Here is a 15,144-nt window from a genome sequence, read left to right on the forward strand (position 1 = left end):
GGGGCAAGTCCCCCTATTCTATCTTCACTAAAAAAACACCTTTTCGGGGAGAGTGCAATATGGAACTGATTCAGCAATTGGTAAATGGCATTTCACTCGGCAGCATTTATGCATTGATTGCTCTTGGCTATACGATGGTATACGGAATCGTCAAGCTGATAAACTTTGCTCATGGTGACGTATTTATGGTTGGTTCATTTGTTGGTTTTTACTCAATTACGGTATTGGACTTATCGTTCATCCCTGCTTTATTGATTTCAATGATTGTATGCGCCATATTTGGTGTCTTAATTGAACGTATTGCTTATAAACCCCTTCGAAATGCAACACGGATTGCGGCCTTAATTACGGCCATCGGTGTTTCCCTTCTAATAGAAAATGGTCTAATCTACATCCGTGGCGCTCAGCCAGAAGCCTATCCAAACGATGTCCTTCCGATGGATAAACTCGATATATTAGGAGTTTCCATCAGCAGCCAATCTATATTAATTTTATCCGTATCGATTATTTTAATGATTATCCTACAATTTGTTGTACATAAAACAAAAATCGGCAAAGCCATGCGTGCCGTTTCATTTGATTCCGAAGCGGCTACGCTTATGGGCATCAATGTCAATAATACGATTTCCGCTACCTTCGCAATAGGTTCGGCTCTTGCAGGGGCGGCAGGTGTTATTTTTGGAATCTACTATATTAAGATTGAGCCGTTAATGGGTGTCCTTCCTGGCCTTAAAGCCTTTGTTGCAGCAGTTTTAGGCGGCATTGGCATTATTCCTGGAGCAATGGTCGGCGGTCTACTGCTTGGAGTTATTGAGGCGTTGGTCAGTGCCGCCGGTTACTCTTTATGGCGTGACGGTGTGGCTTTTATCGTACTCATCTTGATATTAATTTTCTTGCCACAGGGCTTATTCGGTAAAAATAAAAGAGAAAAAGTATAGGGGAGACATAGCGATGACTACTTTAAAGAATTCAAAGGGTTTTTGGCTCTCGATTGTGTTGGCACTTATTTTTTTCTCGGTCATGCAGTTTACCATTTCAAACGGCATGCTCAATCCATTTTATATCAATACGCTCATGTTTATCGGTATCAATATTATGCTGGCGACGAGTCTACATTTAATCATCGGAATCACCGGACAGTTCTCAATCGGACATGCCGGGTTTTTAGCAGTAGGGGCCTATGCTTCCGCTGTGATGACAATGAAGCTAGAACTACCATTCATTATTGCCTTATTGGCAGGGGGGATTTTAGCCGCTGTAGCAGGTATGGTAATTGGAATTCCGAGCTTACGTCTGAAGGGGGATTACTTGGCGATTGCCACACTTGGATTTGGGGAAATTGTCCGGATAGTCCTCTTGAATATTGATTATGTAGGCGGAGCAAGCGGGATGCAGGTATCCCATTTGACAACGTGGCCATGGGTATTTGCCTGTGTAATGATTACTATTATTGTGATTCGTAATTTCACGAATTCAACCCATGGTCGTGCATGTATTTCCGTAAGAGAAGATGAAACGGCCGCTGACGCGATGGGAATCAATACGACTTATTATAAAGTGGCAGCTTTCGTCATTGGAGCCTTCTTTGCAGGGGTTGCTGGCTCGCTTTACGCTCATAACTTCTATATTATCCAGCCGTCGAATTTCGGTTTCCTAAAATCATTCGATATTCTGATCTTCGTGGTTCTCGGTGGTCTTGGAAGTCTATCAGGTTCAGTTTTGGCCGCGATTTTATTAACAATCGTGACCACATTCCTTCAGGATTACCCGGAAACAAGGATGATTATTTACAGCCTTGTACTGATTTTGATGATGATATTCCGCCCGCAAGGTTTAATGGGGACAAGAGAAATTACGACATTGTTCACTGGTAAAAAAACTAAAGGGGGACCTAAGGATGGAAGCCACAATACCGTTGCTTAAAGTAGATTCAGTGGGAATCCGCTTCGGTGGATTGAAAGCTGTTTCAGATGTTAACGTGGAATTATTTCCGGGGGAACTTGTTGGCCTGATTGGTCCGAATGGTGCCGGGAAAACGACCTTCTTTAATTTGTTGACGGGTGTGTATGTTCCTACAGAAGGAACGATTGCTTTAAATGGGGAAAATTTAAAAAAACAACCGCCTTATAAAATTACGAGAAAAGGAATTTCCAGGACCTTTCAAAATATCCGCCTCTTTAGTGAGTTATCCGTGATCGATAACGTTAAGGTTGCTTACCACTCACTCGCCAAGCATATGATTGCAAGCTCTGTATTCAGATTGCCGGGACACTTTTCCGGTGAAAAGGAAATGGATGAAAAGGCGATTGAATTCTTGAAGATTTTCAACCTGGACCAATATAAGGATGAAAAAGCGAAGAATCTGCCATATGGACAGCAGAGACGACTGGAAATTGCTCGGGCTCTTGCAGCAAATCCAAAACTTCTTTTACTCGACGAACCAGCAGCTGGGATGAACCCGCATGAAACGAAAGAATTGATGAACCTAATTGCGTTTATCCGAAAGGAATTCAATCTTACGGTATTGCTCATCGAACATGATATGTCACTTGTCATGGGTGTATGCGAACGTATTTACGTACTCGATCATGGTCAGCTTATCGCCCACGGAAAGCCTGATGAAATCCGCAACGATCCAAAGGTTATCGAAGCGTATCTTGGCGAGGAGGTTTCATAATGCTGAAAATTGAGGACATCAATGTCTATTATGGGAACATCCAAGCGTTAAAGGGAGTTACGATGGAAATTAACGAAGGGGAAATCGTCACCTTAATCGGAGCAAATGGAGCCGGGAAAAGCACATTGCTCAAAACGATTTCGGGGTTGTTAAAACCGAAACAAGGAAAGGTTCTTTTCGAAGAGGGTTCGATTGGAGGAAAAGCAGCCCAATCTATCGTGAAAATGGGCATCTCCCATGTTCCCGAAGGCCGTCGTGTCTTTGCTAACATGACGGTTGCTGAAAACTTGGAGCTTGGAGCCTATTTACGAAAAGACAAAGAAGGCATCAAAAAAGATATGGAGAAAGTCTATGAACTATTTCCGAGGTTACTAGAAAGGATCAAACAACAGGCGGGCACTCTATCAGGTGGTGAACAGCAGATGCTTGCAATGGGGCGAGCTTTAATGGCGAAACCACGTTTATTACTGCTCGATGAACCTTCCATGGGACTTGCGCCGTTGCTGGTGAAACAAATCTTCAACATCATCCAAGAGATCAGCGAGGCTGGCACAACGATTCTTTTAGTTGAGCAAAACGCCAACCTTGCTCTATCCATTGCAGATCGGGCCTACGTCGTTGAAACAGGACGGATTGTCCTTTCTGGCAACGCCGATGAACTCACTTCGAGTGAAGAAATTAAAATGGCCTACTTAGGAGGCCACTAAACCGCCGTTTGGCGGTTTTTTGTTGTGGAGAGAAAGAATAGTGTTTCTGATTATGATCATAATGTTAGCAAGAAAGCACCATTCTAGATATGAAATAGAATAGAATTATATACAGCATTTTATACATTTAAGAGAATCTAGTTCAATTATAAACTAGGAACAAAGACTAAAACATAGTAAAAAAATGGGTTTAATTCCCTACCGTTATACTTGTTTTTTGGAAAAAATGTATTAAATAGGATGAAAATAATGGAAAGTGGAATAAAATTTTTTTAGGATTAATTTAGAACTTTATAATATCAATATAATAAAATTAATCTGTATTTTCTGATAATACAGGCTATTTTCACAATAATTAAAATATATAAAAATAGAAACAGTGAGTTGCCTCTGTGAAAAATATACCATTTAGCAAAATATTCATTCAATTATTGTATAGACGGAATGAAATTTATGCGGTAAACTAATTTTCGAAATATTTATTTAATTATAAACATTTAATCTAATCAATTTTTTCTGGGGCGTTTTGAATAAATATTCATGCATCAGAGCTATGATTACAAAATGGAGGGGTTAATTATGAAAAAGAAAAAACTAGCAGGTGCATTCCTTTCTCTAACACTTGCAGCAGGTGTTCTAGCAGGTTGTTCCGGCGGCTCTGGTTCATCAGAGAAATCAAGTGGGGATGGAGAAACAATCAAGATTGGGGTCAACCTTGAATTATCAGGTGGTGTAGCCTCATATGGTCAATCGATTGCGGAAGGTCTAGAGCTTGCGACTGCAGAGATTAACAAAGAAGGAATTGACGGTAAAAAAATCAAACTTATAAAAGTTGATAATAAATCTGAAGCGTCTGAAGCAACAAGCGGTGCTATCAAGCTGACTTCACAAGATAAGGTTACAGCAATTGTTGGTGCAGCTACTAGTACGAACACGATTGCACAAGTACAGATTGCACAAGATAATAAAGTTCCAGTTATCAGCCCTTCTGGGACAAGCCCGGAAATCACATATAAAGATGATAAATTGAACGATTATATTTTCAGAACAAGCTTCATCGATCCGTTCCAAGGTACAGTTGCTGCGAATTTTGCAACTAGTGAAGTCAAAGCAAAAAGTGCTGCCATCTATATTGATAGCGCAAGTGATTATTCAAAAGGATTAGCGGCAGCCTTTAAAGAACAATTCATTGCAAATGGCGGAAAAATCGTTGCGGAAGAAGCTTACATTGCGAAGGATACTGATTTCCGTTCTACATTGACTCGTTTGAAATCAGCAAAACCGGATTTTATTTTCCTACCTGGTTATTATGAAGAAGCTGGTCTGATTGTGAAACAGGCACGTGAAACAGGACTTGACGTACCATTTATGGGCGGCGACGGTTGGGACTCTCCTAAACTAGTAGAAATTGCCGGTGCTAAAGCGCTAAATAACACATTCATCACGAACCATTATTCTTCAGGTGATCCTGATGAGAAAATTCAGAATTTTGTGTCTGCATTTAAAGCGAAATACAAAGATAAATCTCCTGATGCTTTTAATGCTTTAGGATATGACACAGGATACTACCTTGCAGATGCAATTAAACGGGCAGGCTCGACAGATTCAGAAAAAATTAAGGATGCCCTTGAGAAAACAAAAGACCTTGAACTTGTAACTGGGACATTTACTTTGGATGAAAAACACAATCCAATCAAATCTGCTACCATTCTTGAGTTTAAAGATGGGAAACAAGTATTTAACACAAAAATCAATCCTTAATGATAGAGTAAAAGTTTTAATCCTTTCGCCGGCCTTTCTTACAATAGAAGGTGCTGGCGAATTCTCATTTTTCTAGTATATAAAGGCTTATGGAACTTCCATTTTGAGTGGAAACGAGAGTCTGAACTTGCCATATTATAAAATTAGATTTTTCAAGGAGAGTCGAACATGGAATTGATACAACAGCTAATTAACGGGGTTTCACTAGGAAGTATTTATGCCCTTATCGCTCTCGGTTATACGATGGTTTACGGGATTGTTAAATTAATTAACTTTGCTCATGGTGATGTTTTCATGGTTGGGTCATTCGTTGGTTTTTACTCAATAACGGTTCTGGATCTATCATTCGTACCTGCTCTATTAATCTCGATGACAGTCTGCGCTATCTTTGGGGTATTAATCGAGCGGATTGCGTACAAGCCGTTGAGGAACGCAACGCGTATTGCCGCACTTATCACAGCTATAGGGGTTTCGCTTTTAATCGAATATGGATTCATCTACGTTCGTGGTGCACAGCCAGAGGCTTATCCAAGTGATGTATTGCCAACAGACAAATTTAATATTTTTGGAGTTTCTATCAACAGTCAATCGGTCTTAATTTTCGGTGTAGCTGTAGTTTTAATGATCATTTTACAAATCATTGTTCATAAAACAAAAATAGGAAAAGCCATGCGTGCCGTTTCTTTTGACGCGGATGCGGCTAAGTTGATGGGGATAAATGTTAATAACACAATTTCGGCAACATTTGCAATCGGTTCCGCTTTAGCTGGAGCAGCAGGTGTCATTTTCGGTATTTATTATATTAAAATTGAGCCGCTTATGGGTGTTCTGCCAGGTTTGAAGGCATTTGTTGCTGCCGTACTTGGAGGAATCGGGATTATACCGGGCGCGATGGTTGGAGGCTTACTGCTTGGTGTCATCGAGGCATTGGTCAGTGCCGCCGGTTACTCATTATGGCGTGATGCTGTAGCCTTCATCGTACTGATTCTTATCTTGATTTTCATGCCACAAGGCTTATTCGGTAAAAACAAAAAAGAAAAAGTATAGGGGAGACAAAGCAATGACTACATTTAAGCGAGCAAAAGGTTTTTGGCTCTCGATTTCGCTATCACTGATCTTTTTCGCCGTGATTCAAGTTTTAATCGGCGGCGGATCGCTAAATCCTTTTTATCAAAATACGCTCATGTTCATCGGGATTAATATTATCCTAGCAGCAAGCTTACACTTAATCATCGGGGTGACCGGACAGTTTTCCATCGGACATGCTGGATTCCTGGCAGTTGGTGCCTATGCTTCAGCAATAATGACCATGAAGTTAGAAATGCCGTTTGTTGTGGCATTGATAGTTGGCGGTTTGGTGGCAGCGTTGGCCGGCTTGATCATCGGAATCCCAAGTTTACGTCTTAAAGGAGACTACTTGGCGATTGCGACCCTTGGTTTTGGGGAAATCGTCCGGATTATTCTTTTGAATATTGATTATGTTGGAGGGGCGAGCGGCATGCAGGTTTCCCATTTAACTACCTGGCCATGGGTGTTTGCTGCGGTTCTCGTTACGATCATCGTCATCCGTAACTTTACAAGCTCGACCCACGGAAGAGCCTGCATATCGATTCGTGAGGACGAAACGGCTGCAGATTCGATGGGAATTAATACGACGTATTACAAAGTTGTCGCGTTTGCGATTGGTGCTTTTTTTGCAGGTATTGCTGGAGGGTTATACGCGCATAACTTCTATATTATCCAGCCATCGAACTTCGGATTCTTGAAATCATTTGATATTTTGATTTTAGTAGTACTTGGTGGTCTTGGAAGTCTTTCCGGTGCTGTATTGGCCGCAATATTACTAACGGTTGTTACGACTTTCCTGCAAGATTACCCGGAAACACGAATGATTATCTACAGCCTGGTTCTTATCGTGATGATGATCTATCGTCCACAAGGTTTAATGGGTACAAAAGAAATAACATCTATGTTCAAACGTAAAGGAGGCAGCAGCCATGAAAACAAAAACACCGCTGCTTAAAGTCGATTCAGTCGGCATCCAGTTCGGCGGGCTTAAAGCCGTTTCTGATGTTAACGTCGAGTTATACCCAGGAGAACTAATTGGCTTGATTGGGCCGAACGGCGCTGGAAAAACAACTTTCTTTAACTTGCTGACAGGAGTTTACGTCCCTACAGAGGGCACGATTTCTTTAGAAGGTGAGAACTTAAGAAAACTGCCTCCATATAAAATCACACAAAAAGGGATCAGTCGGACATTCCAAAACATTCGCTTGTTCAGTGAACTTTCAGTGATTGATAATGTAAAAGTTGCCTATCATTCTCTTTCGAAGCATAGCATTTTGAGTTCAATCTTCCGTTTGCCTATCCATTTTAAAGGGGAAAAGGAGATGGATGAAAAGGCCATTGAGTTCTTGAAAATTTTTAACCTGGATCAATACAAGGATGAAAAGGCAAAAAACCTGCCATATGGTAAACAGCGACGCTTGGAAATAGCCCGTGCGCTTGCCGCAAATCCGAAACTGCTTTTACTAGATGAACCGGCAGCCGGGATGAACCCACAGGAAACGCATGAACTAATGAACTTGATTGCCCTCATCCGTGAAAAATTTGACCTGACCGTTTTATTGATTGAACATGATATGCCGCTTGTCATGGGTGTTTGCGAACGCATATACGTACTCGATCACGGACAGCTAATCGCTCAAGGAAAGCCAGAAGAAATTCGTAACAATCCAAAAGTCATCGAGGCCTATCTTGGCGAGGAGGTTTCATAATGTTAAAAATCGAGGACATTAACGTATATTACGGAAACATTCAAGCGCTGAAGGGTATCTCACTTTCTATTAACGAAGGTGAAATCGTAACCTTAATCGGGGCTAACGGTGCAGGGAAAAGTACGATGCTGAAAACAATTTCCGGCCTATTAAAACCGAAACAAGGAAAAATAATGTACGAAGGGCAATCTATCGGCGGAAAAGCCGCACAATCTATTGTGAAAATGGGAATCTCTCATGTTCCAGAAGGCCGCCGCGTCTTCGCGAATATGACGGTGGAAGAAAACCTTCAGCTCGGTGCCTATTTACGAAAAGATAAAGCAGGCATCAAGCAAGATATGGAGAAAGTCTATGAATTATTCCCGCGTTTGCTTGAACGACTGAAGCAGCAATCTGGAACTCTTTCCGGAGGGGAACAACAAATGCTTGCGATGGGCCGAGCCCTTATGGCAAAGCCGCGCCTCCTGTTATTGGACGAGCCGTCTATGGGACTTGCACCATTACTAGTAAAACAAATCTTTAATATTATAGAAGAAATCAATAAAACCGGTACAACCATCTTGCTTGTCGAACAAAATGCTAACTTGGCCCTATCTATCGCGGACAGAGCCTATGTCGTCGAAACAGGCCGAATCGTTCTATCCGGTAAATCCGAGGAACTAACCGCAAGTGAAGAAATCAAGAATGCATATTTAGGAGGACATTAAACCGCAATAGCGGTTTTTTGTTTTGCCAGAAATGAGCTATTTTAACTAGATGAAAAGGTTAGTAAATCTAAATCACTAGGTATACAATCTAATTAGGAATAATAGTAGAGTTGGTTCAAGTATCAAACCTCATCCATATCTATTCTTAATCATACTTTTGGAGTGATTTTATGCACAAATTCATTCAGTTGAGCCTTTCAGTTATATTAATACTTATGATTCTACCAAGCTATCAGCCAGAAGCTGCAGAGAGTCCACAAACTGACGGTGTTCTTGTCAAATATAAAGAGACGAACAATGAGCCAATCAGAGATTTAATAGAGACGGTCGATGTTCCTAAAGGGGAAACAACCGACAATCTTATCGAGGAACTTGAAGATCAGAAGAATGTAGAATATGCAGAGCCTAACTATCTTTTTAAGAAGATGGAAAGCCCGAACGATCCAGGCTACATAGACCAGTGGCATCACAAAACACTTGGTACACAAGCTGCATGGACAAAAACCATGGGTTCAAAGGAAATGGTCGTGGCCATCATTGATGATGGAATTGATCGTAATCACGAAGATTTAAAAGGGAAAATCGACCATCCCTATGATGCGGTACGCAATCGGAAGAATATTGTACCAGTAGGGGAACATGGAACACATATTGCAGGAATCATCGCAGGTTCTGCCAACAATGACTTAGGTGGAATAGGTGTTGCGCCAAACATTAAAATTATGCCGATTAACGTTTTTAATGGCAAATATGCCGATACTGCTGATATCATTGAGGCCATTCATTATGCCGTTCAGCAGGGGGCAGACATTATTAATATGAGTCTAGGCGAGACCAGTTATTCGGAAGCGTTAAACAAGGCTGTCCAAGAGGCTTATAATAAAGGCTTATTGATTGTCGCAGCTGCCGGAAATGAAGGAGATATGGGGAAAAGTGTACAGCGCGTGTATCCAGCTGCATTCAGTCATGTCATTTCTGTGGCCGCTACCGATTCAAAAGATAAGCGAACTAATTATTCCAACTATCATTCAACAGTCGATATTGCCGCCCCTGGCGACTATATTCTTTCAACATTACCAAATAATAGATATGGTTGGATGAGTGGAACATCAATGGCTACGCCTATGGTGGCCGGTGTAGCAGCACTGATTTGGTCCAATGAGCCAAAACTCACTAAATATGAGGTGGAATACCGTCTCTATGATTCAGCTATTGACCTAGGTACAAAAGGGAAAGATATATACTATGGAAATGGCCGGGTGAATGCCAAAAAAGCGCTTGAAATGAAGACGCTGACCAGGCCAACTGTGACGGCGATTTCTGATAAGGATACGTTGATCAAAGGGAAAATTCCAAGTGATTTCAAAACAGGCACCCTTTCCATTTATACCAATGAAAAAACACTCGCCACAGTGAAGATTAACGGGGAAAAGACGTTTTCAGCGACAATCGCTAAACAGACAGCTGGCACGTTAATCTATACGAGAGTTGTCGATAATGCGGGAAATAAAAGTGTTCCTGTTTTAGTTAAGGTAGAAGATAAAACAGCACCTATGAAACCGACAGTAAATAGTGTCGGTGACAATACGACAAAAGTAACTGGCAAAGCAGAAGCAGGCTCTACTGTTACTGTCAAAATGGGCAGCACTGCGCTTGGCAAAGCAAAGTCCAATAGCTCAGGGAATTTCACTGTTACGATGACGAAAAAACAAAAGGCCGGTAAAGTCCTATCCGTAACAGCAACCGACAAGGCAGGAAATACGAGCTCGGTCAAAACAGTCACCGTCGCAGACAAAACAGCACCAAGTATACCTTCAGTCAATACAGTAACAACAAAAACGACAAAAGTAACCGGCAAAGCAGAAGCCAACTCCATTGTATACGTAAAAGCTTTTAAAAAAGTCATCGGCTCTGCCAAAGCAACGAGTAAAGGCACATACTCAATCAAAATCCCTAAACAAAAAGCCGGGAAAAACCTATATATCTATGCCAAAGATAAAGCGAAAAACGTAAGTGCGTCAAGGAAAGTTACTGTTAAAAAATGACGAGAATATTTTTTGAATATGAAAAGACTCTGAGTCAATATCGGAGGCTTTTTTTTTGTAGCTGGTAGTTATCTGATGAAATTATACTTTGAGAGGGGTGTGGAAGTAGGGGTATAGGAACTATCTCTTCATTGCATGAAAAAAGCCGCCCAAATGGATCGGCCTAACTTCCTTAATCTATGAGGAAGTTTGAGAATTATTTAAATCAACCAGTTTAAATTTATGGTAAGCTATTTTTCTTTGAAATTCAGAAATCTGCTACCATAGGTCGCTAAATACCTTTGCACTCTCATATAACATCAATGTATGTTAGTGCTCAATTCTTTTGGTATCCTAGAATCTTTTATCTTCCCAAAAATTCATGACAATATGGTTTTTTGGATTGTAAACCTCTACCTTATACCCTTGTGCTCTTAGATAGTCAATAATCTCCGGAAGCTGTTGTGCGGTTCCTTTTGAATCGTGGAAAAGAATGACGATTGGACCTTTTTTTCCTTTCAAACCTGCTTTAACGTTAGACGTTATCTTGCTAGGGTTTGTTTTATTATACTTCCAATCTAGTGTATCAATATTCCAATCCCACATTTTGAACCCCTTTTTGGCTAAGGCATCTCGAAACGGTTTTGTCATATAAGGTTTGCTACCGTATGGAACTCTAGTCAGCTTACTGTCAAACTTTGAAACCTTTAATAACGTTTGTCTTGTCTTCTCCATTTCGATTGCGACATTACTTGAACTCCCTCTATATAATTTTTTTGCATCATGGGAAACACTATGTAACCCAGGATAATTTCCCTCTTTAATCATTCGATTTACGGTTTTTGGATTACGTTTAATATTTCCTTCAATCATAAAAAAGGTCGCTTTTGCTTTTTTCTTTTTTAAGATATCTAAAATTGTTGGCGTGTACTGATTCGGACCATCGTCAAACGTTAAATAGACAACCTTACTTGTTTTATCCTCTGCTGCAGATGCAGAAGAAAAACCCCCAATACTTAATACAAGTACGAGTAAAAGAAATAATAGGCTAACTTTTTTTAACACTCACATCATTCCCCCTAAAAAACTCCTAGTATATTAGCCCATAATATTACTCAAGGTTGTAAATGTGCGTCTTAAAAAATATAAAATTTATTGATCCTTTTCACCCTGTTACATACAAATGAAATTCAATATGTCTACAATAATAAAGTCAAATAAATAAAGATAAATTCTCTATTTTAATTGTAAATAAGTTACACTTTATTAAAAGTTAATTGTAACCAAAAGGATGCATAGTCTTATTGTCATAATTATGGTTGATGATAAGGAAGGAAACTCTACATACAATAAGAAAGTTAATAATGACTGTACTGAATAGCAGAATTTGAAATCCTTGATCCAATAGTTGATGTAATCGGCTCTGCCAAAGCAACGAGTAAAGGCACATTCACAGTCAAAATTCCTAAGCAAAAAGCCGGAAAAAACTTGTATATCTATGTCGATTTTTTATGTAGCTGGTAGTTTTCTATTGAAGTAAATTTTGGGAGCGGGATGAAAGTGGGGAGGAAGGATGATGTAGTTGTTTTTTAATTATTTGCTACCATATTAATTGTGACGTGTTAAGGCAAGTCGAAACATGAATAAAAAGCCTCCGAGAATCATTCGGTTGCTTAAAAAAAGCCTATACTTTTATATACCATTACTCTTTATTTTCATACATCATTTCATTACTTCGACTGTAAAGTTCAATAATATTACCGATTGGATCTTCACAATAAATTAAGTAATAAGGATTGTTCTTCCATATATCACATATTTCGCTAGTATAACTGAGATTGATAACTGTCGGTGAATTAGAGTTGTCACGAAGTTTCTTCATATACGAAACCATTAAATTTCACCTTCTTCAATCATCCTATTATACTCCATTTTACTTATTAGCCCTTTTCCATTACAAGTAAGACAGTCCGTATATATATCATAGGCACCTGTTCCGTCACAAACATGACATTTATTATGAGTTACTGGTATTTCCTTTTGTATAATTGAAAATAATTTGACAATATACTTCGAAAATTTCATCCCAAGAACCCCCTTTTTTCTATCATACTACTAAAAGTTAGGAGACAAACAAGGATTCCAATAAAATTACGAAATACACATAGATTCATTACAAACTTTACATAGAATCAAAAAAATCTTTACCTGAGACGATTCATGGCCTAGTTTATTAGGATGTAAGTAGGGGGAGAGGCACTCTCTCTTCATTGCATGAAAAAAGCCGCCCAAATGGAACGGCCTAAACTTCCTTTTTAAACTTTCAGGAAGTTTGTCTGCATGCATAATTTAATTCACCCAGTTTAAGTTTATGGTAAGATATTTTTCTTTGAAATTCACATTTCATTTTATCATTTAAACAATCCTTAAAAAGGATTTCATAATAGCGTATATTAAATTTATGCCATAACTTTTTCATGCGAATTCCCCCAAAAATGTTCCCTACAAATATTATCGGTTAATGTGGAAAGATTTTTAGATTTTAGAAATGATTCATAGAATACTTCATTTTTTTTTCAAAATCCATAGGTAAGCCAAAATGGAGATCAGAACTGAGATTGCTGCCATTATGTAAATACTTCTATACCCAAACAGATAGCCGATTTGTCCGAAGAGGATGGCACCGAAACCGATTCCAAGATCAAAGAAGGAATAGAAAGTGGCATTGGCCATGCCTTTTCTATTTCGAGCCGCGTGTTCAAGTGACCACGCTTGAAGAGCTGGTTGGACAGCACCGAATCCAATGCCGTAAAAAATAGCTGCAATATACAGAATCATGTTACTTGGCATCCAGGCAAGCAGTAGCATCGCCGCTACGATAAAAAGGGTAGATGGAATGAAGACGGCTTGATGTCCTCTTTGATCATAGATTTTGCCAGCGAACATTCGTGTGAAAATAAGAGCTAATGCGTATAGAAAAAAGTAAACTTGAATACCTGTCAGGCCTTTTTCCATTGTATAAAGCGGTAAGAAGGTGGCAATCCCACCAAAAGATACCGTAATGAAAAAAACAAGAACGGACGGAGCAACAGCGCTTTTTTCATAAATATCAAACCTATTAGTTTTAACGGGAAAAGAAGGTTGTTCTACTTTCTTATAGGAAATAGTCGAAGCCATGATCCAAGCGGCTAGACTTAATGCACCGCAAAACAGAAACAACTGTTGAAACGTTAACACATCCGCTAAGAAAAGTCCAAATGAAGGTCCAAAAGCCATCGCCAAATTTCCCGATAAAGTGAAGTATCCCATTCCCTCACCACGACGCTTTGCTGGAATAAGATCGGAAGCAATCGTACCTGAAGCGGTGGTCGTATATCCCCAGCCAATCCCTTGAACAACTCTCATTGTGCATAAAAGGAAAATACTCATCATAAATCCAAACGAGCCAATCGCTACAGCTAAAAAGGCTAGACCGAAAAGGAAAACAAAACGTCTTCCTTTTGTTTCCAAGGCCTGTCCAGCAAAGGGGCGGACAATCAGAGCAGAAAATAGAAACATGCCAGCAACCAACCCAATAAACCGTTCATTTCCACCAAGCTCTTTTACAAAAAGCGGGAGGGTCGGGGAAGTCATTTGAAAGGATAAAAATACAAAGAAATTAGCTAAGAAAATCATAATAAAATCACGTGTCCAGATTGTATTAGAAACCGGAAGTTCTTCTTTTAACAAGGGTACACCCATAATAGTTATTCTCCTTAATTGATAGTAATTATCATTCTCATTTTACTAAAGTTATAGAGAACAATCTATAAAAATTAGAAATACAAAATAAGTAATCACTATGAATCTAAGTAATATTGACTAATAGTTAGTCCGTAAAATTATTATAGAAACAAAATATTAGGATGGAGGTCACTTTGTATTCAGAATATACTTAATTTAATTTGTAAAAATTAATAAAGATGTTATATTTAGGTAAATAAATAAGATAATAGACTTACGAAGAGGAGAAGGGGTTTAAATGATGATTGATATTCACTCTTATATTTTACCTTTTATTGTGATTTAGATGATGGCGCTAAGCACGGAATCGAAAGCATAACCATGGCGAAGTTCTCTGTAGCGGAAGTGATTCAGACCATTATTGGTACGCTTCATCATAGAAATGGGGCTCTTTGAAAATACGAAAACGGAAATTTTGAAAAAGTAACTGAACAAAATGAAGTGTTGAAAGTGGAATCTATTGGATTGAACTTTTTAGTGAGTCAGAAAACAAGAATTCACAGGGGTTTTTTAGCGGATTATTATTGAATTGCTATTAAATCATGTTCCTGCCTTTACAGAATCCATATGTAGAGTGGAGTTACCTCTGCATACCAAGAAAACAAACGTAGTTGTAGTGTTATCTTTATCGTGCAGTTCCAATGGAAACAAATTATTCTTCCTGGAAAGTATGGTAACTTTGTCAGATATTCGGGGGAGTTGTTAAGA

The 15,144-nt window shown here is 39.2% G+C and carries 14 protein-coding genes; 10 read left to right on the forward strand and 4 right to left on the reverse strand.

The features are described from left to right. Positions 1–59: 59 nt before the first annotated feature. The 10 genes from JFU24_RS24335 to JFU24_RS24380 all read left to right on the forward strand — a co-directional run bounded on the left by JFU24_RS24335 (position 60) and on the right by JFU24_RS24380 (position 10,674). Positions 60–938, forward strand: coding sequence for a branched-chain amino acid ABC transporter permease (locus JFU24_RS24335; protein ID WP_053347115.1), 879 nt, complete (start codon positions 60–62; stop codon positions 936–938). 13 nt (positions 939–951) lie between these two features. Continuing rightward, the gene (locus tag JFU24_RS24340) at positions 952–1,923 is read left to right on the forward strand and encodes a branched-chain amino acid ABC transporter permease (protein ID WP_053347114.1); all 972 of its coding nucleotides are present in this window, start codon (positions 952–954) and stop codon (positions 1,921–1,923) included. Beyond that, on the forward strand, positions 1,898–2,677 hold the full coding sequence (locus JFU24_RS24345; RefSeq protein ID WP_201250616.1) for an ABC transporter ATP-binding protein: 780 nt from the start codon (positions 1,898–1,900) through the stop codon (positions 2,675–2,677). Before JFU24_RS24340 ends, JFU24_RS24345 begins: the two co-directional genes overlap by 26 nt. Continuing rightward, entirely contained in the window at positions 2,677–3,384 is a 708-nt protein-coding gene (locus tag JFU24_RS24350) for an ABC transporter ATP-binding protein (RefSeq protein ID WP_053347112.1), read from the forward strand. The genes JFU24_RS24345 and JFU24_RS24350 overlap by 1 nt, the downstream gene beginning before the upstream one ends. A gap of 579 nt (positions 3,385–3,963) precedes the next feature. Further along, entirely contained in the window at positions 3,964–5,145 is a 1,182-nt protein-coding gene (locus tag JFU24_RS24355; RefSeq protein WP_201250617.1) for an ABC transporter substrate-binding protein, read from the forward strand. Between the two features lie 168 nt (positions 5,146–5,313). Further along, positions 5,314–6,192 (forward strand): branched-chain amino acid ABC transporter permease, encoded by an 879-nt coding sequence (locus JFU24_RS24360; protein WP_201223526.1) that lies wholly within the window; start codon positions 5,314–5,316, stop codon positions 6,190–6,192. Positions 6,193–6,205: 13 nt separating this feature from the next. Beyond that, positions 6,206–7,168, forward strand: coding sequence for a branched-chain amino acid ABC transporter permease (locus JFU24_RS24365; protein WP_053347109.1), 963 nt, complete (start codon positions 6,206–6,208; stop codon positions 7,166–7,168). Further along, on the forward strand, positions 7,143–7,922 hold the full coding sequence (locus JFU24_RS24370) for an ABC transporter ATP-binding protein (protein WP_201250618.1): 780 nt from the start codon (positions 7,143–7,145) through the stop codon (positions 7,920–7,922). The genes JFU24_RS24365 and JFU24_RS24370 overlap by 26 nt, the downstream gene beginning before the upstream one ends. Then, complete coding sequence (locus JFU24_RS24375; RefSeq protein WP_053347107.1) at positions 7,922–8,629, forward strand: ABC transporter ATP-binding protein; 708 nt, start codon at positions 7,922–7,924, stop codon at positions 8,627–8,629. The genes JFU24_RS24370 and JFU24_RS24375 overlap by 1 nt, the downstream gene beginning before the upstream one ends. A 170-nt stretch (positions 8,630–8,799) precedes the next feature. Next, positions 8,800–10,674 carry a S8 family peptidase gene (locus JFU24_RS24380; protein WP_201250619.1) on the forward strand — a complete coding sequence of 625 codons (1,875 nt, stop codon included), beginning with the start codon at positions 8,800–8,802 and terminating at the stop codon, positions 10,672–10,674. Positions 10,675–11,007: 333 nt separating this feature from the next. On the opposite strand, the gene JFU24_RS24385 is transcribed toward JFU24_RS24380, so the two are convergent. The 4 genes from JFU24_RS24385 to JFU24_RS24400 all read right to left on the reverse strand — a co-directional run bounded on the left by JFU24_RS24385 (position 11,008) and on the right by JFU24_RS24400 (position 14,394). Continuing rightward, positions 11,008–11,718, reverse strand: a complete 711-nt coding sequence (locus JFU24_RS24385; RefSeq protein ID WP_201250620.1) for a polysaccharide deacetylase family protein — start codon at positions 11,716–11,718, stop codon at positions 11,008–11,010. A gap of 637 nt (positions 11,719–12,355) precedes the next feature. Beyond that, entirely contained in the window at positions 12,356–12,547 is a 192-nt protein-coding gene (locus JFU24_RS30440) for a hypothetical protein (protein ID WP_242485392.1), read from the reverse strand. Then, the gene (locus JFU24_RS24395; RefSeq protein WP_201185987.1) at positions 12,547–12,738 is read right to left on the reverse strand and encodes a hypothetical protein; all 192 of its coding nucleotides are present in this window, start codon (positions 12,736–12,738) and stop codon (positions 12,547–12,549) included. Before JFU24_RS24395 ends, JFU24_RS30440 begins: the two co-directional genes overlap by 1 nt. Before the next feature lie 480 nt (positions 12,739–13,218). Beyond that, positions 13,219–14,394, reverse strand: a complete 1,176-nt coding sequence (locus JFU24_RS24400) for an MFS transporter (protein WP_201250621.1) — start codon at positions 14,392–14,394, stop codon at positions 13,219–13,221. Positions 14,395–15,144 lie beyond the last annotated feature (750 nt).

It is taken from the genome of Peribacillus sp. TH27 (assembly GCF_016650915.1).
GTDB lineage: Bacteria > Bacillota > Bacilli > Bacillales > DSM-1321 > Peribacillus > Peribacillus butanolivorans.